We start from the raw sequence: 19,440 nt of genomic DNA, 5'->3' as shown, positions 1-19,440 counted from the left end.
CTGCCCTTCCCTGCTTACCTGTCGCGCAGATATTCCTCTACAGCCGAAGTCGCATAGTCGATCAGCACCGGCGTGAGCGTCTTTGCTGTTTCCGTATGCTTTTTCTCGTGCACCCAGCCGAGGTAGGTCGTGCTGCGCGCCGCCATGAAGAGCGGCAGTTGGCGCAACTGTGCGTCGACTAGCGGGCGATGCGCGCGATAACCCGTGACGAAGGCTTCCATCGCCGTATCGAAGTACGGCTCGCCGCGGATGAAGTAGAGCGACGTCGCCACGTCGAACAAATGCCAGCCGAAACCCGCGTCGTCGAAATCGATCACACGCACGCGCTCGCCGTCCACGAGCACGTTCTCGGGTACGAGGTCAGCGTGGATCAGGCCGAACTTCCCCGCGTCCTTGCCATAGGCGCTCAGGTCCGACCAGAGTGCCTCCCGCGCGCGCTCGAAGAGCCGCCGCTCGGGTGCATTCAATTGCTCCAGTTCCCAGAAGCGGCCCCAGAGCGGCACGCTGCCCGCGAGCCCTTCCTCGCACCAGCTATGCCGCTTGAAGCCCGCAGGGGCCCGCCACGCGCTCGTATGGTTGTGCATGCGCGCCGCGGTGCCGCCGAGCGTGTAATAACGGCCCGCCACATCGTCCTCGCCGCCGTCGAGGCCCGATTCGAGCGCGCCGAGCTGGCGACCGTCGACCCATTCGAGCACGTCGATCTGGCGACCCACCGGCAGTTCATCGCTATGCACGCGCTCGAACGGTCGCCCTGCGCGCGATTTCACCACGCGCGGCACCTCTACGCCCGCGTTCGCGAGCGCCTGCATCCACTCGAACTCCGAGTGCAGCGCAGCGTCGTCGTGATAGCCGAGCCGGTGAATGCGCAGCACCGCGCGCCGGCCATCGCGGCTGTCCACGCGAAACACCGCGTTCTCGCGGATCTTGATCGGCGCGATCACGCAGTCGCCGAGGTCCCAAAGCGCGAGCGCGTGCACGGCGAGACGTTGCAGCGCGAACGCGTCCTCCGACGCGCGCGCGTCTTCTGTACGGGTCATTGCGATCCCCTCAAAGGGCGTTGAGCACGGCGTCGAGCGCGTCGATCAGGTGGTCGGCGTTGGCCGTCGTGAAGGGCATGGGCGGCCGGATCTTGAGGATGTTGTCGTGCAGGCCGATGCGGCTGATGAGCACGCCACGTTCGCGCAGCGCGTTGACGACGCGGCGCGCCACACTGCCGGCCGGCGACTTGTCCGCACGGTCTTCGACCATTTCCACGGCGAAGAAGAGTCCGCTGCCGCGCACGTCGCCGATTGCCGCGTGGTTTTGCGCAAGCGCACGCAGACGCCCCAGCACGTATTGCCCCACGGTTTGGGCGTTCTGCTGCAGGCCTTCGTCTGCGATCACGTCGAGGACCGCCATGCCTGCCGCGCATGAGACGGGGTTGCCTGCAAACGTGTTGAAGTACATCGGATTACGCTCGGCGAAGTCTTCGATCAGCTCGCGGCGCGCCACGACTCCCGCGAGCGGATGTCCGTTGCCCATGGGCTTGCCCATCGTGACGATGTCGGGTGTCACGCCAAGCTTCTGATGTCCCCAGAAATGCGATCCGAAGCGGCCAAAGCCGCCCTGCACTTCGTCGGAGATATAGACGCCGCCCGCGCGGCGCACCTTCTCCACGGCGCGCGCGAGATAGCCCGCGGGCACGTTCGGCAAGCCCTCGCAGGAAAGGCCCGAGCACATCAACAGGCCCGCGACGCGCACGCCGTCGGCTTCGAATGCGTCGATGGCGGCCTGTACGTCTTCGGCGTAGCGATTCGCGAGTTCGTCCTCGCTCATGTTTGCGCGCTCGCGATACGGGTCGATCACGGGAATCGTGCGCACATAGCGACCGCGCTGCTGCTCCGTGGAGAGAAACGAACTGACCTGCACCACCGCCGCCGTATTGCCGTGATACGAGTGCGCCGTGCAGATAATGCCCATGTTGCCGGTGCATTCGCGCGCCATGCGCAGCGCCAGTTCGTTCGCCTCGCTGCCCGTGCAGCAGAACATCACCATCGGCAAGGAGGCATCGAAGGTCGAAACGAGGCGCTCGCCGTACGCCACGATGTTCTCGTGCAGATAGCGCGTGCTCGTGTTCAGCATCGACGCTTGCTTTGCGATGGCCTCGCTCACGCGCGGATGGCAGTGCCCCACGTGCGGCACGTTGTTATAGGCGTCGAGATAGCGCCGGCCTTCGGCGTCATAGAGCCAGACGCCTTCGCCGCGCACGAGATGCAAGGGCGTGTCGTAGAAGAGCGGCGCGCGTTTGCCGAGCACGCGGTAGCGGCGCTGCAACAGGTCTTGGTCAAGCATCGGAAGTCTCCGTGTCCGTGGCGGCGCGGCGCAGCATGCGCGCATGCGAGCGCACCGGGAAATAGATGAGGAACCAGCTCGCGACGAACAGCGCAACGCCGGACGCGATCACCTGCGCGTAAGCGCCTGACGTCATGACCCAGGCGGCGAGCGCGGGCCCCGCTGCGAGGCCGATCATCTGCATCGCCGTGGCCGCGAGCACCATGCGTCCGCTGCGGTCGAACACGGCCATCGACGAAAGCAAGGCAGGCTGCGCGACGTTCCAGAAGAAGTTGTAAATGCAAACGACCAACGCGAAGATTGCGAACGTCGTGTGCGTGGTGAGAAAGAGCAGACACAGCGAGCCGCCGAGCACGCTCACCGTGAGCGCGCGCGAGCGGCCGATGCGCGCGCCGCAAACACCGAACGCCCACGCGCCGAGCACGCCCATGAACTGCGAGAGCGTGAGCGCGTTGGCCACTTGCTGTTCGCTCAGGCCGTCGTCGGTGCCGATGAGGAAGAGATACGCCCAGACGATGCCCTGTGCCACGAAGTACAACAGCATGGCGAGCAGCGCGGAGGCTTTTGCGGGCCTGGGCAGTTCGATCGCGTTCGCATCGGTTTGCGGCGCGCTCTCCCCGCCGCGCGGCAGGTAGCGCACGAACGGCAGCACGAGGAGCGGAAACGCGGCGAAGAAGAACAGCAGCAGCTTCATGCCGCCAATCTCGAACGCGCTCGGCACGAGCCACAACCCCAGCGCGCCATAGATCATCACCCACATGACCATGTAGCCGAAGTTGCGGTCCGGGTTGGCCGTCAACCCGACCGCCGCGAAGCTGAGCGAAATGAGACCGCCCGCGCCGATTCCCACGAGGAATCGCAGCACCAGAAATACGCCGTGATCGGGCGTGAACGCCGACGCCGCATTGCCGAACGCCATCAGCAAAATCGACAGCACGATCACCGTGCGCCAGTTCACCCGCTTCGCGAAGAGCGGCAGCAGGATGGCGCTCAACGCAATGCCCCACACCTCCACCGAAGCTGCGTAACCCGCCGCGACGGCGTCGAAGCCGAGAAACTTCACGAAGCCCTCTACGACTGCGGGCTGAACGATGAACACCTCCGGCCCGACCACGCCCGCGAGTATCGCGACCCACAGGCGCGCGCGTGAGTTTGCATTCGTCTCTTCGCGCATGGCGAGGCCTTGCAGATCGGCTGGTGACGTATTCATTGTGCCTTGATCCTTGAATGGGGTTCAGTAGGCGAAGCAGACGGATTTCGTCTCGGTGTAGGCGTCGATGATCGCGCGGCCATGCTCGCGCCCCACGCCCGACGACTTGAAGCCGCCGAACGGCAGCGCGGGATCGACCATGTTGTGCGAGTTGACCCAGACGGTGCCCGCTTCCATGCGGTCGACCACACGCAGTGCCTTGTCGAGCTGATTAGTCCACACACTCCCGCCAAGGCCGTACTCGCTCGAATTCGCGGCGTTGATCGCCTCTTCGAGATCGTCGTAAGGCATGGCTACGAGCACCGGGCCGAACACCTCTTCGTTCACGAGCGAAAGCGCCTTGCGCCCTTCGTTCGCAACCACGGTCGGGCGCACGAAATAGCCCGCGCCGTCATGCGCCGCGCCGCCCGCCATGATTTCGCCACCCTGCGCGCGGCCTTCGGCGATCATGCCGACGACCTTGTCGCGATGGCGCGACGACACGAGCGGACCCATCTGCGTCTTTTCGTCGAAGCCCGAGCCGAGCACGAGGCTGTTGGCCACTTGCGCAACGCCTTCCACGATCTGCGCGTACATCTTGCGGGGCACATACAGACGCGAACCCGCCGTGCACACCTGGCCGTGGTTGAAGAAAATCGCACCGGCCGCGCCTTCAATGGCTTTGCGCGGATCGCAGTCGTCCAGCACGATCACGGGGCTCTTGCCGCCCAGTTCGAGCGACACGCGGCGGATATCGCGACCGCACTGCGCGCCGATCAGGCGGCCCACTTCGGTGGAACCCGTGAACGTCACCTTGTCGATGTCGGGATGGCGCACGAGCGCCGCGCCTGCCGTTTCGCCACGGCCGGTCACGACATTGAGCACGCCGGGCGGGAAGCCCGCTTCGAGCGCCAGCTCGGCGAGGCGGATCGCGGTGAGCGGCGTTTCCTCGGCGGGCTTGAGCACCACCGTGCAGCCGCACGCGAGCGCGGGCGCGATCTTCCACACGGCCATCAGCAACGGGAAGTTCCACGGTACGATGGCCGCGACCACGCCGACCGGCACGCGCTGGGTGGATGCGCGGTACTGCACGCCCGGAGGAAAGCTCAACGACAGATCGACCGTGCTACCTTCGATCTTCGTCGCCCAACCCGCCATATAGCGCAGCCACTGCGCGCTGCCGCCCACTTCGAGCATGCGCGAAAAGCCGAGCAGCTTGCCCTGGTTGAGCGTCTCCAGCGCCGCGAGTTCGTCGCCGTGCTGTTCGACGAGATCGGCGAGCTTGAGCAGCAGGTGCTCGCGCGCGGCGGGCGGCATGCGCCGCCATTCGTTCGATTCGAATGCGGTCTTTGCAACGGCCACTGCCGCCGAGACGTCTTCGGCATCGCCGTCGGGCACCTGAGCGATTTCGCGGCCGCTGGCCGGATCGTACACGGCGAATGTCTTGCCACTGCGTGCGGGCACGGCGCGGCCACCCACGATCATCTGGGTATGGAGGTTCGCAAGCAATTCCTCGATCTGCATCTCAGCTCCTAAGTGGTTCATTTGGCAACTACGCCATCTTTGGAAAACAGGACGGGCGAGCCGTCGTTCTTCAATACCAATGCGGTGAGCGCATCGCGGCCCGGCAATTGCTTTGCCACGAAGCCGCTCGCGCCCGCTTGTTTCACTGTCACGTAGCCGTCGAGCGCCACGCCTGCAACACTCGTTGCGCTAGCAACAAGACTGGTGATCGAGTTGCTTGCGCCGGAGGGCACGGACTGCCACGTCGCGCCGCCGTCCTGGCTCGCAAATAGATTGCCGCGCAGGCCGCCCACGTAGACCGTGTGGTCAGGCGCAACCACGCCGCTCCAGAGCGTGCCCTTGTAGCCGGTGTGCAGCGTTTGCCAGTTCGCGCCGTCGTCCGTCGACTTGAGCACGGTGCCTTGCTCGGCGGCGATATAAACGTCCTTCTCCGGTCCAGCGAACACGGAGAAGAAGTTCAGCCCGCTCTTGCCCGCGGCCGCGCTCTCGCCTGGCTGCTGCGTTTTCCAGGTGGCGCCGCCGTCGTCGGTCGTGATCAGCAGCGACCAGAGGCCCACGGCCCAGCCGTGCTTCTCGTCGCGGAACGCAATGGAAAAGAGCGGCTGGTCCACGCTGGTATCCGCGCGTTGCTCGCGCCAGTGCTCGCCGCCGTCGTCGGTGTGCAGCACGACGCCCCAATGTCCCACCGCCCAGCCGTGTTGCGCGTCGGCGAATGCCACCGAGGTGAGCGTTGCGTTGGCGGGCACGTCCTGCGCCTGGCGGAAATGCTCGCCGTTGTCGTCGGAAAGCAGGATCACGCCGCGCTCCCCGACCGCAACGATGCGCTTGCCCGCGAGCGCCGCGCCGAGCACCATCGAATGCTCCGCGTCGGCACGATGCTTCGCGGCGACAACCTTGACCGCGTTATCCGGCGCCGCGCCCGCGAACGCAGCGTGCGTGTAGTGCAGGCCTGCAAGCAATGCAAGCGTTGCGCAGGCGATCTTCGATCTCTTTGTTTGTTGCATGACGAATCGTCCTCGAGGCGGCTTAGTGACTGAAAAAACTCGAGCTCTTGACCGCCGAGCGGCGCGGAAAGAGCCGTGCGAGCCAGACCGCGAGCGCGGGCAGCGCCGTCATCGCCATCACGAGATTCACGATGAACATGAACGCGAGCAGCTTGCCCATGTCCGCCTGGAACTTGAGCGCGGAGAAACTCCATGTCGCGACGCCAACGGCAAGCGTGATGGCTGTGAAAATCGTTGCCACGCCCACCTCGAGAATCGACTGTTCGACCGCCTTCACCACGGGCATGTCATGCGAGAGATGCAGTTGCAGCCGGTTGTAGATGTAGAACGCGTAATCCACGCCGATACCGACCGCCAGCACCATGACGGGCAAGGTCGCGACCGTGAGACCAATCTGCAGTTGCTTCATGAACCAATAGCCGATGAAGGTCGCCACGGTCAAAGGCAGGCAGCACGCGACCACCGCACGCAAGTCGCGATACGCGAGCAGCACGAGCACGACGATCGCCGCGTAGACGTAGAGCATCATCGGCAGTTCGCTGCGCGCCACTTCGTCGTTGGTCGCCGCGAGCACGCCTGCGTTACCGGCTGCGAGGCGAATCGTCACGCCTTCCAGATGGTTTTCCGCGCGGTAGGCCTTCACCGCATCGATCACGCGGTTGATCGTCGAAGCCTTGTGGTCGGCCAGGAACAGGTGTACCGCGGACATCTTGCAGTCCTTCGTCATGTAGCCGCGCACCCGGTTGATTTCGGCGCTCAGCGCCGCATAGTTGGTCGGGTCGATCGGCACGACGAACATCTTCGGATTGCCTTCGTTATAGCCCTCGTTGTAAGTGCGCAGCATCTGCGGATACGAACTGACCGACACGACACCGGGCACGCGATTCATCGAGCCGACGAAGTCGTCTTCGAATATGCCGAGCCGCGGGTCGGTGCAGTCGGCCACGCGCGGGGCTTCGAACACAACCGTGAGCCAGTCGAGACCCACGTCGTAACTCGTTGCAATCGCAACGGCATCCGTATTGAAGCGCGAGTCGGCGCGCAGTTCGGGAGCGCCAGGCTGCAGCGTGCCGACCACGCGGTCGCGGCTTTGCCAAACCGCCACACCGAAAATCAACGCCGTCACGGCGAGCGTGATCGCGGCGTTACGCGGCTCCGCCACGCGAGCGAGCAGCCTCAGCCAATGCGCGCGCCGCTCGCGTGCGGCCAGCGCACGGTCCGCGTATTCCTTGGTGAAATGCAGGCAGGAAGCCACGACCGGCAGCATGACGAGGTTCGTCACGATCTTGTAGCCAACGCCGAGCGACGCCGTGATCGCCAGTTCCCGCACCATCGGAATGGGAATGAGCAGCAGCGTAATGAACGACACGAGCGCTGTGACGAGCGCGAGCGTGCCCGGAATCAGGAGGCCGCTGAAGCTGTGGCGCGCGGCCTCCATCGGGCTGCGTCCGTGCGAAAGCTCGCGCACGATGAAGTTGATCTGCTGGATGCCGTGCGAGACGCCAATCGCGAAGACAAGAAACGGCACGAGCACCGCGAGCGGATCGAGCCCGAAGCCGAGAATACGCAGCGTGCCGAACTGCCACACGAGCGAGGTGAGCGAGCACGCGATCGGCAGGATCGTGAAGCGCAGCGAACGGCTGTACCAGTACACGGCGGCGGCAGTCAGCACCAGCGCGAGCGCGCAGAAGACCAGCACGCCCGAAGCGCCGTCGGCAATGTCGCCGATCTGCTTCGCGAAGCCGATGATTTGCACCTCGTACGCGCCGTTTTCATACGGCGTGCGCAGCTTCTCTTCGAGGATGTGATTGAAGGCCACGTAGTCGAGCGCCTTGCCGTTTGCGTCGCGCTCGTTCAACTCGGCCGTCACCATCGCGCTCGTCTGGTCGCGCGAGACGAGCACGCCAACGTAGCCGCCCGCCGAGGTCGACTGGCGAATCGCGGCGATCTTCTCCGGCGTGAGGCTTTCCGGCGTGATCGTGCCGTCGATCAGCGGATCGGCGCGAAAGCCGTCTTCGGTGATCTCGTTCACGAACGAGTTAGGCGTCCAGAGTGACTGCACGCCGCCGCGATCCACGTTCGGCAGATAGCCCACGGCCTGCGTGATTTCGTAGAGCCGCGTGAGGCCCTCGCGCGTCCAGATCGTGCCGTTGCGCGCCTTGAGCACGACGGTGATGCGGTTCGCGCCCAGAAGGTCGTTCCGATATTGCTGGAAGGTCTTGACGTATTCGTGTTCGGTCGGGATCTGCTTTTCGAACCCCGCGTCCATGCGCAACTGCAGCGCGAACACGGCCATCACGACCGTGAATACGGCGATCACGCCCAGCGTGATCGCGCGATGCCCGAACAGGAACCCCTCGAGCTTGCCAACCAGACGATTCAACACATTGCGCCCCTCAAAGACTGCTGCCGATTTAGGGCGCGCGCCAACAGGGCGCGCGCGCCTGCCTGCTTAAAAATTGCGTGTTGCGAACATACCGACGAAATTGCGGTCGGCATAAGGCTGACCGACGGTGTTGTGACCACCGAAGAACGCCGTGAAGTTGATACCGGCCTGCCAGACGGTTGGGTTCTGGTTGAAGAGCAGATAGACGTTGACCGACTTCGCGCCCTGCAGGTAGTTCGCGGTGAACGTGGGCGTGTAGCCATACAGTGCGTCGGTGAACGTCACGCCCGGCGTGACCTGCCAGCCCGGAATGACCGTGCCGTCATAGGTCCAGTTGAAGTCGATCGTCGCGCCAACCGAACTCGCCGTGCCCTTCGCTGCGGTGATCGGGTAGCCGAGGCCCGAGCCATTGTTCAGCCACGTGAAGTAGCCGGCGGCGGGCGCCTGTGTGACCTGCTGGCCGTCTACCGTGCGCGTCACACCGTTCGAATTGAGGCCCGGATAGTAGATCCACGCGAGTTCCATCGTGAGCACCGCCATGTCGGCGTGCAGCAGCTTCAGGAACGGATATTCGCTTTGCGTGAGATTGAGCTGACCATTGATCAAATACTGGAGCTTCTTGCGGTCTTCCCACTGCTGGCACGTAACGCCCGACACGCCATTCGTGTTGAAGTCGAACGGGCCGCCCGCGCCAAAGCAGCCAGACAGCGCGACCGCATCGTGCGGACGATACGAAAGCTCGGTGCCGATGGCCCAATCGCCAACGCCAAAGTTCGCGCTCGCGCCGAACAACTGCCGGTTCACGAGATACTGGAACTGCTCGGTGCCATTCGCCAGCGCCGAGGCAACCGGCGCCTTGTCGGTATAGTTCTCGTAATAGAAACCGAAATTGACGTCGACGCTCTTAGGCTTGTAGTTGAACTTCACGCCGAACTGCGGGCGGTATTTGTTCGGCAGTTGCGTCGAAGTCGGAATGCCGATCGAGTTGAACGGCGGGCCCGCGTACACGCCGTTGACGAGACCCGAGTTGATACCCGCGATCGTCTGCGAATTGCCCGCATTCGGACCGGCGATCGTGCCCGCGTCGGGGCCGTTCACGTTGCCGTTGATCGTGCTGATCGTCAACGGGCCCGCGCCGCGCCCGAAAATATCGCCGGCCGACCAGTATGAGCCCACCGGCGGATAACGGTTGCTTTCCCAGTTGAACTGGTAGTAGGCCTCGGTGCTGAGTCCGGACGTGATGCCCGCCGCGAAACTGATCATCGGCTCGGGCAGCAGCGCTTGCTTGAGCTGCGTGCCGGGAATCAGCAGTTTCTGGATATCGACCGCATTCGTGGCGTTGATGCCGTTGGTCGCAAAGAAGCTTTCGCCCCAGTTGATCACCTGATTGCCGAGCCGCACGTGCGCCGAGCGGTCGTTGAGCGTGAAATCCTTCTGCACCCAGAGATCGAGCAGATCGACCGGATAGACGATCTGCGCGGCAGCGGTGCTCGACAGCGGCGTTCTGTTCGTGTCGTTCGCCACGAAGTCGTACATGGCGGTGCCGCGCACCATGAACTTGACGCCCTGGCTCGGCATCGTGAGCAGCAGCTCGCTAGTCGCGCTGACATACGTGCTGAACGGCTGCCCCTTGCGATAGTTGAGATTGCCGTCGTCGCCCGCCGCCCATTGCGCCGTGTTCGCACCCGCGCCGCAGCCGAATGCGTTCGGGTCGCCCGTGAGCGAGCAGCTCGGGTTCTTGACCCGAATGCCGCCGCCCGCCGTGAGGTTCGAAACCCACGACCCGTTGACGGCGCCGTCATCGAGCGTGAACTCGTAAGCCGCGGCCCCCTGTGACGCCATAAGCATTACTAACGAAACTGCTGCGCTGATCTTTGTTTTCGATATCACGCTTTTCCCCTGCCTGCTTTCTGCCAGGTCGAATTTGAAGGGTGACGGCGCGCTGGTGCCTGCGCGCCGTCACTGCTGGACGCTACCTTATCGCTCGCTCACGGCGCGCAGGTTCTCGGACGAGTAGAAGTCGTCCTTGAAGCGCGCATCGTTCGAGTCTTCGTACCAGCGGATGTCGGTATTCGTGCCGATGGTCGACTGGTCGGTCACGTAGCGGCCGTTGCTGAGGTCGTATTGCACGAACGGCTCGACGTCGCATGCGCCGTGCAGCTCGTACACGGGAATCGGATACGCCTCCTTGACCTTCCAGAGCTTGCCCTGGGCATCGTAGTCTTCGCCCGCCACTGCAAGGCCGCTGTCTTCGTCGATATAAAAGACCTTCTTCGTCGCCACGTGACGCACGCCGGACTTCAGCGTCGCCTCGACGACGTAGACGCGATGCAGTTCATAGCGGCGCGCTTCGGGGCTCACGCCATCGGGTTTGAAGACGTCGTCGAACTTCGCCTTGAAGTTGAACATGCCGAAGTCGTCGTACGGAATATAGATTTCCTTCTTGCCGGCCAGCTTCCAGTTGAAGCGATCGAGCTGACCGTTGAAGAGCCACGGTTCATCGACCGTATACTGGTTTTCGAAACCGATCTGCGGCGCGTCGTATGAATACGCCGGCATGCGGCGCACGCGGCGCTGACCCGTGAAGTAGTAGAACGTGTCGCTCGCCTTGTCGAAGTAATCGCGCTGCACGAGACCCTGCCCCGCAAGCGCGGCGGGCGTTTCATAGGCGAAGTAGATCGCGTAGAGCATGCCGGCCTGCTGCGGCGTCGCAGTGCCCTTCTTGCCCCACGGGAAGAACAGCGTCTGCTTCGATTCGGCCTTGATCCAGTCCGTGCTGCCCGGTCGCGGCGAGGCCGCAGTCACCGACTTCTGCCACTCCGCGCCAATGCCGCGATAGCGCGCGAGGTGGTCCCACATGGCTTCGGCACCGGTCTTCGGCGCGGGGAACGGCATGCCCGGGAGACTCGCGTTCTGCAGATCCTCGCCCGTCGAATCGAGCTTCGCCTGGGTCGCGTTGAGCGCGGTATTGGCCTGCACGAAGTCCGGCGCGCCGCATTCGCGGTGCGTCGGGTACACGTCCATGCGATAGCCCTTCTTCTGCTTGATCAACTGCACCTGGCCGGGCGTAAGGTTGTCCGCGTACTTGTCGACGTTGCTCGCGTCGATCGAGTAAAGCGGCTTCTCGCCCTTGTGCTTCCAGTAGTCGCCGCGCAGCTTGCCGTACGACCAGTCGGCGGGCGAGGCCTGCGGACCCGCGTAGGCGGGAATCCGGCCATCGGCGCTCGCACCCTTTTCCATGCCGGACGTGTCCGCCAGCGCCCCACTTGCGAGCGTGCCCAGGATGGCTGCCAGCACGGCTGCCGAACACGCTGCTCCTACCTGTGTCTTGCCTTTCATTGTCTCGATCTCCGATACCTGTTGAATCGCACGGCCACCGCGTCGCGGCTCGCCTTCTCTTTCGTTAGTACTGTTTAGCCACGGCTGTATCGCCGCTTTCGTGCATACGCTCGACGATCGCTGCGCGATGCTTCGCGACGTCGGTGAGCGCCGGCCTGCGCCGGGCTGCAATTTCATGCGCGGTATAGGGCCTGAAATCTGCGGGCCGCGTGTCCGCGTTCTTCGTATCGATCAGCCAGTTCAGAACGTTCGCCAGATCCGCGTCGCTAAGCGACGAATTCGACGCGCCCGGTACGCGCATCACGAACTCGCGCCCTTCGGGCAAGCGCACGAAATGCCCGAGTTCGTTGGCGAGCGGCGGCACCTTGCCAGGAATGGCATGAGCGTCGCCCGTGTGGCAGCCCATGCAGTTGAGCGTCCACGCCTCGCGCGCCCTGGCCGCGTCGTAGCCGGGCTCCTGCGCATGTGCGCTCGCGCCGAGCACGAGTGCACACACGGCAAGCCATGTATGGGCGCGCCGCGTCTTCATAGCCCGAGGCTCTTGAGCGTGGCTTCGCGATGCTCGCGCACCTGAGCGCCGTCCATCTGCGTGACGCGCAGCGCCTTCACCTCCGCAGCCGTGAACGGCTTGGCGCCCGCATGCTTCGCGTTCGCATCGAACACGAGGTAATTGAGCACGTTCGCGATATCCTCGTCGGATTCGCCCCGGAAGCTCGGCATCTTGAAGTTGTAGGTTTTGTCCTTGATCGCGATCTGGCCGAACATGCCGTTGAGCACCGTGAGACCAAGCTGCTTGCGCCCTTCTGCATTCGCGGCGTAGCGACCCGGCAACTCCGTGAGCGGCGGCGCGAGACCGTCCTGCCCCCTGCCGCCTGCCTGGTGGCACACGGCGCACTTCGTGTCGAAGAAGGCCTTGCCAGGCGCGAACTGCACGTTCTGCGCGAACGCTTCACCCGCCATCAGCGCGGCACCCGCCGCGCACAGCGTCATGGCCCACTTCGCGAGGCGCCGGTTGGAAATCGTCGATGTCATTGCTGCGCCACTCCGAGCAAGGCAGATACAGAGCAGTGATAGTTCGCGTTGCCGCTTGCCATGCACCAGTTGATGTCGTTGTTCAGCGAGAGCTTGTAGAGCGGCTTCTCGCGCTCGTTGCGATTGCAGAAGCAGCGCCCGCACGAGGTCTTTCCGCAGCAGTCGTTGTACGACACGATGTAATCGGTGTTGTCGTGCGGATTGCGGCAAGTGCCGATCCACGTAATGGGCGAAGGCGTCGTGCCGGGCGGGCAACTGCTCGAGGTGCCGCCGCAGCAGCTGCAAAGCCAGCCGTCGATCGCGCAGTAGCGCCAGTAGTCGCAGCTATACGGATCGTCGTTTTTACCCGCCGCCGGTGCGCTAGCTCCGCTCGCCGCGGCTGCGTTCTCCGCCGCGAACGTGCGGTCCACCGGCAACAGCGGCACGAGCGCCGAGCCGACCAGCGCACGGCCAAGCGTCGCCATGGCGCTGCGCCGCGAGCTGCGCTGTGCGACGGTACGCGCTCTCAGCTCGAAGAAGTTGTCGAACCATTTCATGCTTGTCGTCCTGTCGTTCTGTTCTTTGATGACGTGCTTCAGGCGTGCTGCTCAGCGTGGTTCGCGTGATCGTGACCAGCGTGATCCGCGTGGACGAACTCCTGCAGCGAAGCCACTCCGCGCTCCTTCGCTTCGAAGAGGCTTTCCAGGTGCTCGCGCGAATTCACGAGACCCTTTGCGCGGACCTTGCCCGACTCATCGATCAGGAGTGCATAGGGCAGCTTGCCGATCTGGTAGGCCATGCCCAGTTCCTGCGAGAGCACGTAGGGGAACTGGCTCAGGCCGAGCTTCTTGTAGAAGGCCGCGTGTTCCGTGGTGTCGCCGTCGCTGGCGAGCACGATGTCGGTGGCCGTTTCGCGTGCCTGGATCGACGGCAGCAGCGGCAGCAGTTTCTTGCACACCGGGCAGCTCGGCGAGAGGAAGAACACGAGCGTGCTGCGCCCTGCCGCCGAAATTCCGCCCACCTTGACCTGGCGGCCGTCGAGCGCGCCCAGTTCGAACGACGGACCCACGGTGCCGACCGCCGGCCCCTTGTCGATCATCAGCGCGCCGACCGGCATCATGCGTTCGTACAGAATGCCGACCTGGCGCACGAGCGCGAGCGAGATGGCGCCGAGCGCGAGCACACCGGCCCACAGCAAAGCGTTGGAGATCAACAGTGCGTTTTCCATTACGAGTTCCTCAGGTGATTCAGCTTCGGACGGTTGGCAAGCAGCACGTCCAGGGTAAAAAATGCGGCAACGGCGAAGAGCGTCGCGCTCAGCACGCTCAGGTAGTCGAACCAGACGACCACGCGAGCGCTTTGCGGCACGCAGACGAGTGCGGCAAGCACCGCCAGCAGCAGCGTGCGCGCCACGTGCGCCCAGCTGATCGAGTGGGCGTCGGGGCGATCCGACTGGCGAAAGCCATTGCAGCCGCAGTCGATATTGGTGCGCCCGCGGGCCACGTTGATGCCCAGTGCGAGCGCGAACAGCACGAAGAGCGCGGCGAGCGACGCGGCGCCGAAGCTTCGCGTAGCGGGCGCGAGGCTCGCGAGTGTTCCGCCAATTTCGAGGATCGGCAACGCGAGTGCGAACGGCGTGACGAGTGCGTCCGGCAGCAACTGGAAGCCCGCCACGGCTTGCCGCAGGTCGGACTGTCGCGTGACCTTGGGCAGCGCGAGCGTCAGGGTGATGATCGACGTGGTTGCGAGCGCAACGGTTGAGACGACCGGATCGATAACGAGACTTGAAATCATGATTCGCGCCTCGTCACGGATTGACCAGCAGCGACGATGTCGCCCCGACCTGCTTCTGAACGTGCTTGAGCTTGCCCGTTGCCGCGTCGGCCACGACCACGTCGGAAGTCGTCGTGATGCCGTAAAAGAGCGGATGCGCGTCTTCGCTGACCTGGATCGAGAGCAGCGGATCGATCTTCTGGTCCGCGAGCTTCCAGCGCGCAATACGCTTATGCGTCTTCAGGTCGAACACCCACACTTCGCTTGCCGGGTCCTTGTGCGAGCCATCCGCGCCCTGGTGCATCGCCACGAAAAGGCGCTGCGTCGGCACGTGCAGCGCGGTTTGCTGCAGGCCGCCGGGACGCCAGCCGGCCTTCGCTTCATCGGGCGTCACGAGCGCCCACGGCGTGCCGAACACGGGCGCCGGGCCGCTAAAGTCCGCAGTGCGCACCTTGCCGTTGAAGGTCGCGAACCAGTACGTATCGCCGCTGCGCGACGCGTTCACGAATGCCGGGTCTTTCGCGACATCGATGAACGGGTCCGACAATTTGCGGCTCTTTTCCTTTCCGTTCGCGAGCACGATGGTCAGCGCCTTGCCGCTTTCGCACAGCGACGTGAAGCGGTCGTTGCCCGACGGATAGGCGAGCACGCAGCCGTCCGTATCGATTTCCGAGGCGACCTGGTGCGTGGCCGTGTTGACCACCGTGACCGACGTCGCCGGCGTGATGTTCGAGACGTAAAGCCACTTGCCGTCTTTGGAAAGCGACGTGTTATACGGTGACGGTACGCTTTGTGCGTGCTTCGGCGGAATCACGACTTCGCCCGTGATTTGCAGCGTCGTGTTGTCCGTCGTTTCGACGACATCGGTACGCGTGCCATGTGAGCCGCGCGCGAAGTACGTGGTGGCGACGTAGCTCGTCTTGTGATCGGGACTGATCGCGAAGCCCGGCGCGAAGCCAGTATTGATCTGCCCAAGCAAGCGGTTGCCGTCGGCGTCGAGGACATACGTGCGCGCGTCCGTCATCGAGCTGAAGTTGACGTCCACTACGTACACCTGATGCGGGCTGTATGCCGGCATCTTCGCGATCGTCAGGTCCTCTGCCTTCTCGGCTGCGAGGACGTGAACCGCATGGGCTGCTATTGCGGCGCCGCCCGCCACAAGTAGCGCCCGTCTCCAATTTCGTAGCATCTTTTCTCCGCAAGAACATTCGTTTTGGCCTTGCAGAAAATTAGCTTTAGATAATTTTTGAAACAGCTCCCAAATCGGCAAACGATCGGCATAATTATTACGCAATTCTTACGATGCCAATGATCGGCTTACAAAATGACGTGGGGCATTTTCTTGAGGCGCTGCCTAGCAGGGATCACCCGTACACGTGCGCCGTGGCTCACGCGCTTTGATAAGTGAATTCGACAGGGGCCGCTTCCACGCCCGGCACGCAGAGTTCGAACCGCTCGCGCGCACCGTAAATGCGGGTAGGCAACAGCACGGCTTCCGCAGCGTTGATCAAGAGGAGAGCGATGTTGAGGCGCCGGTCGGTATGGCGAACGACCGCGAAGTGGTGATGCGGGAGCGCGCCGTTGAAGCGCGGGTCGGCGGCGGTGATGTCCTCGTCGTCATGCAACCCTTCGAGCCGGGCGCCAGGAACAACGCGCCAGCATTCAGGCAGACGCATAAGCACATCGGGAACGTCTCCGAAGTCGGAGATGACTGCCGCGTGCGAATTGGGCGCGCGGCGAAACCAGAGCGGTTCGCCGGTCGCTTCGACATGCAGCGCCGCGACCGGAAAAAGTAGAAGCCCGTTTTCCATGGGTAGTGAATAGCGTGAGATCCCGCAGCCTGGAGGGCCGGATGATCCCGCAAAAACACGCGCACGGCTATATCACCACGAACGGTTTGCCGATATTGGAGGTTGCCGGGCGTTGTGACGCGCGCTGCGAGGCTATGTTCGTCGTCGGAAATGACCAGGCGGGGACCGTTTTCTGCACGTATTTAAAGGCGGCGCTACACTCGCACGGTTGTCGAAAGGCCGTGCCCACGGGCCTGCGCTTTAGCCTATTCATTAGCCTCTAAAACGGAACAGCCAGCGCGCGCACGCTTCGATTGCACGATCAAGAACGACAAATCCCCACTCTCGGAGAGCCGCTCCCCATGACGACGCTAACCATCAACGGAGAAACTCACACGGTCGACGCGCCGCCCGACATGCCGCTGCTCTGGGTCCTGCGCGACATCGTCGGCCTCACCGGCACGAAGTTCGGCTGCGGCATTGCGCAGTGCGGCGCATGCACCGTGCATCTCGACGGCGAGGCCACGCGCTCGTGCGTGCTGCCGGTCGCGGCCGTTGCGGGCCGCAAGATCACCACCATCGAGGCCATCGGCGCGACCCCTGCGGGACAGAAGGTGCAGAAGGCCTGGCGCGCGATCGACGTCGTGCAGTGCGGCTACTGTCAATCGGGGCAGGTGATGTCGGCGGCGGCGCTCATCGCCGCGAATCCCAACCCGAGCGACGCGGACATCGACGCCGCCATGGCGGGGAACATCTGCCGCTGTGGCACCTATGTGCGGATTCGCGCCGCCATCAAGCAAGCCGCCAAGGAGGCCTGATATGTCACAGGGTCTCCTCGATGCGCAAAACGGCGCGCCGCAACGCAAGCAGCAAAACGCTGCAAGCGGCCAACTCTCGCGCCGCACCTTTCTCAAGCTCGGCGCGGCAGCGGGCGGCGGCCTGCTGCTTGGCATCAGCTTTTCGGCCGGCGCCCAGGGCGACAGCCAGACGCGCAAGTCGGTCGTCGGCGGCGATGCCAACGAAGCCCCGCAAGACGGCGTGTTCGAGCCGAACGCGTTCGTGCAGATCGACCGCTCGGGCAAGGTCACGCTCATCGTCCCGAAGGTAGAGATGGGGCAAGGCGTGTACACGTCCATTCCCATGCTGATCGCGGAAGAACTCGAGGTGCCGCTCGACAGCGTCACGATCGATCACGCGCCGCCCAACGAGAAACTCTTCATGGACCCGCTGCTGGGCGGCCAGCTCACGGGCGGCTCGACGTCGATCCGCTTTGCCTGGCAACCCATGCGCGAAGCGGGCGCGGCGGCGCGCAGCGTTCTGATCCAGGCGGCGGCGCAGCAGTGGCAGGTCGATCCCGCCACCTGCCACGCCAAGGCGGGCGAGGTGCTGCACGATGCGAGCGGCCGGCGCCTGGCCTACGGCCAGCTCGTCGATGCGGCCGCGCACCTGCCTGTGCCGCAGAAAGTGGCGCTCAAAGACCCGAAAGACTTCACGCTGGTCGGCAAGCCCACAAAGCGTCTCGACTCGCCGGAGAAGGTGGACGGCTCGGCGCTCTTCGGCCTCGATGTGCGCCTGCCCGACATGGTCTACGCCGCCATCGTGAACTGCCCTGTGTTCGGCGGCACGCTCGCGAAGGTCGACGACACGCACGCGAAGCAGGTTCCCGGCGTCACGCAGATTGTGAAGATCGACAACGCCGTGGCCGTGATCGGCGCGCACACGTGGGCCGCGAAACGGGGCGCGGCGGCGCTCGTCGTCGAGTGGAACGAAGGCGCGGGTGCGAACGTGTCGATGCAGCAGATCGTCGGCGATCTCGCGAGCGCCTCGCAACGCGAAGGCGCCGTGGCGCGCAAGGATGGCGACGTGCAGCAGGGGTTCGGCAACGCGAAGACGCGCATCGACGCCGTTTATCAGCAGCCGTTCCTTGCGCACGCAACGATGGAGCCGATCAACTGCACGGTCCACGTGCAGGCGAATAGCTGCGAAATATGGGTGGGCACCCAGGTGCCCACGCGCGCCGTGGATGCGGCCGTGGCCGTCACCGGCCTCAAGCCCGAGCAGGTCACGCTGCACAACCACCTGCTCGGCGGCGGCTTCGGGCGGCGGCTCGAAGTCGATGCGATCACCCAGGCGCTCAAGATCGGCAAGCAGCTCAATGTGCCGGTGAAGGTCTTCTACACGCGCGAGGAGGACATTCAGCACGACATGTACCGGCCGTACTACTACGACCGCATCTCGGCCGGGCTCGATGCGAACGGCAAGCCCGTGGCCTGGCAGCACCGCATTTCGGGTTCGTCGATCATGGCGCGCTTCGCGCCGCCCGCCTTCCAGCACGGCGTGGACCCCGACGCCGTGGAAGTCGCCGCCGACCTGCCCTACGACCTGCCGAACCAGTTGATCGAATACGTGCGCCAGGAACCGCATGCGGTGCCCACCGCGTTCTGGCGCGGCGTGGGGCCCACGCGCGGCACGTTCGTGGTGGAAAGCTTCATCGACGAACTGGCCGTGGCTGCGAAAACCGATCCGGTCACCTACCGCCGCAATCTGCTCGGCAAGTCGCCGCGTGCGCTCGGCGTGCTCGACGTGGCCACGCGCGCCGCGAACTGGGGACCGCCCATGCCCAAGGGCCAGGGGCGCGGTGTCGCGGTGATGCACGCGTTCGGCAGCTTCCTGAGCATGGTCGCGGACGTCACCGTCGACAACGGCGAGGTGCGCGTGAACCGCGTGGTGTGCGCCGTGGATTGCGGCATGGCCGTGAATCCCGAGACCATCGAGGCGCAGATCCAGGGCGGCATCGTGTTCGGCATCACCGCGACGCTGTGGGGCGAGATCACGATCGAGCGCGGGCGCGTCACGCAAACCAACTTCACCGACTACCGCATCCTGCGCATCGACCAGATGCCGGTGATCGAAGTGCACATGGTGAAGAGTGCCGAAGCGCCTGGCGGGATCGGCGAGCCCGGCACCTCGGCGGTCATACCGGCCGTGATGAACGCGATCTATGCGGCTACCGGCAAGCGTCTGCGGCATTTGCCCGTGGGCCGCCAGCTCGTGAACGCGGGCGCGTCCACGAATCAGGCTTGAGGGAGCGAA

17 protein-coding genes are annotated in these 19,440 nt (G+C 64.3%); 2 read left to right on the top strand and 15 right to left on the bottom strand.

The window, feature by feature from the left end:
- Positions 1-14: 14 nt before the first annotated feature.
- The 15 genes from VSR72_RS01280 to VSR72_RS01210 all read right to left on the bottom strand — a co-directional run bounded on the left by VSR72_RS01280 (position 15) and on the right by VSR72_RS01210 (position 16,368).
- Positions 15-1,037 carry a phosphotransferase gene (locus VSR72_RS01280; RefSeq protein ID WP_342950594.1) on the bottom strand — a complete coding sequence of 341 codons (1,023 nt, stop codon included), beginning with the start codon at positions 1,035-1,037 and terminating at the stop codon, positions 15-17.
- Positions 1,038-1,047: 10 nt separating this feature from the next.
- The gene (locus tag VSR72_RS01275) at positions 1,048-2,331 is read right to left on the bottom strand and encodes an aminotransferase class III-fold pyridoxal phosphate-dependent enzyme (protein ID WP_342950593.1); all 1,284 of its coding nucleotides are present in this window, start codon (positions 2,329-2,331) and stop codon (positions 1,048-1,050) included.
- A complete protein-coding gene (locus tag VSR72_RS01270; RefSeq protein WP_342950592.1) occupies positions 2,324-3,541 on the bottom strand; it encodes an MFS transporter in 1,218 nt (405 codons plus the stop codon). Before VSR72_RS01270 ends, VSR72_RS01275 begins: the two co-directional genes overlap by 8 nt.
- 24 nt (positions 3,542-3,565) lie before the next feature.
- Positions 3,566-5,044 (bottom strand): phenylacetaldehyde dehydrogenase StyD, encoded by a 1,479-nt coding sequence (styD, locus tag VSR72_RS01265; RefSeq protein WP_342950591.1) that lies wholly within the window; start codon positions 5,042-5,044, stop codon positions 3,566-3,568.
- 17 nt (positions 5,045-5,061) lie between these two features.
- Positions 5,062-6,048 carry a YCF48-related protein gene (locus VSR72_RS01260; RefSeq protein WP_342950590.1) on the bottom strand — a complete coding sequence of 329 codons (987 nt, stop codon included), beginning with the start codon at positions 6,046-6,048 and terminating at the stop codon, positions 5,062-5,064.
- A 22-nt stretch (positions 6,049-6,070) separates the two neighbouring features.
- Positions 6,071-8,434 (bottom strand): efflux RND transporter permease subunit, encoded by a 2,364-nt coding sequence (locus VSR72_RS01255; protein WP_342950589.1) that lies wholly within the window; start codon positions 8,432-8,434, stop codon positions 6,071-6,073.
- A 66-nt stretch (positions 8,435-8,500) separates the two neighbouring features.
- Positions 8,501-10,321 (bottom strand): DUF1302 domain-containing protein, encoded by a 1,821-nt coding sequence (locus VSR72_RS01250; RefSeq protein WP_342950987.1) that lies wholly within the window; start codon positions 10,319-10,321, stop codon positions 8,501-8,503.
- Positions 10,322-10,411: 90 nt separating this feature from the next.
- Positions 10,412-11,773: a DUF1329 domain-containing protein gene (locus VSR72_RS01245; RefSeq protein WP_342950588.1), complete on the bottom strand. Its 1,362-nt coding sequence runs from the start codon at positions 11,771-11,773 to the stop codon at positions 10,412-10,414.
- Between the two features lie 64 nt (positions 11,774-11,837).
- On the bottom strand, positions 11,838-12,302 hold the full coding sequence (locus VSR72_RS01240; RefSeq protein WP_342950587.1) for a cytochrome c: 465 nt from the start codon (positions 12,300-12,302) through the stop codon (positions 11,838-11,840).
- Positions 12,299-12,733, bottom strand: coding sequence for a cytochrome c (locus tag VSR72_RS01235; RefSeq protein ID WP_342950986.1), 435 nt, complete (start codon positions 12,731-12,733; stop codon positions 12,299-12,301). Before VSR72_RS01235 ends, VSR72_RS01240 begins: the two co-directional genes overlap by 4 nt.
- Positions 12,734-12,801: 68 nt before the next feature.
- Positions 12,802-13,341, bottom strand: coding sequence for a methylamine dehydrogenase light chain (locus VSR72_RS01230; protein ID WP_342950586.1), 540 nt, complete (start codon positions 13,339-13,341; stop codon positions 12,802-12,804).
- Between the two features lie 38 nt (positions 13,342-13,379).
- Positions 13,380-14,012: a methylamine dehydrogenase accessory protein MauD gene (gene mauD, locus VSR72_RS01225; protein WP_342950585.1), complete on the bottom strand. Its 633-nt coding sequence runs from the start codon at positions 14,010-14,012 to the stop codon at positions 13,380-13,382.
- On the bottom strand, positions 14,012-14,578 hold the full coding sequence (locus tag VSR72_RS01220; RefSeq protein ID WP_342950584.1) for a MauE/DoxX family redox-associated membrane protein: 567 nt from the start codon (positions 14,576-14,578) through the stop codon (positions 14,012-14,014). Before VSR72_RS01220 ends, mauD begins: the two co-directional genes overlap by 1 nt.
- Before the next feature lie 13 nt (positions 14,579-14,591).
- A complete protein-coding gene (locus VSR72_RS01215; protein ID WP_342950583.1) occupies positions 14,592-15,746 on the bottom strand; it encodes an amine dehydrogenase large subunit in 1,155 nt (384 codons plus the stop codon).
- 199 nt (positions 15,747-15,945) lie between these two features.
- Positions 15,946-16,368: a hypothetical protein gene (locus tag VSR72_RS01210; protein ID WP_342950582.1), complete on the bottom strand. Its 423-nt coding sequence runs from the start codon at positions 16,366-16,368 to the stop codon at positions 15,946-15,948.
- 341 nt (positions 16,369-16,709) lie between these two features.
- On the opposite strand from VSR72_RS01210, the gene VSR72_RS01205 reads away from it, so the two are divergent.
- Together VSR72_RS01205 and VSR72_RS01200 are read left to right on the top strand one after the other, a co-directional pair.
- Positions 16,710-17,165 (top strand): (2Fe-2S)-binding protein, encoded by a 456-nt coding sequence (locus tag VSR72_RS01205; RefSeq protein WP_342950581.1) that lies wholly within the window; start codon positions 16,710-16,712, stop codon positions 17,163-17,165.
- A 1-nt stretch (position 17,166) separates the two neighbouring features.
- Complete coding sequence (locus VSR72_RS01200; protein WP_342950580.1) at positions 17,167-19,431, top strand: xanthine dehydrogenase family protein molybdopterin-binding subunit; 2,265 nt, start codon at positions 17,167-17,169, stop codon at positions 19,429-19,431.
- The last annotated feature ends 9 nt before the right edge of the window (positions 19,432-19,440 follow it).

It is taken from the genome of Paraburkholderia sp. JHI869, from assembly GCF_038900775.1.
GTDB lineage: Bacteria > Pseudomonadota > Gammaproteobacteria > Burkholderiales > Burkholderiaceae > Paraburkholderia.
This window is presented reverse-complemented; position numbering and strand designations above follow the sequence as displayed.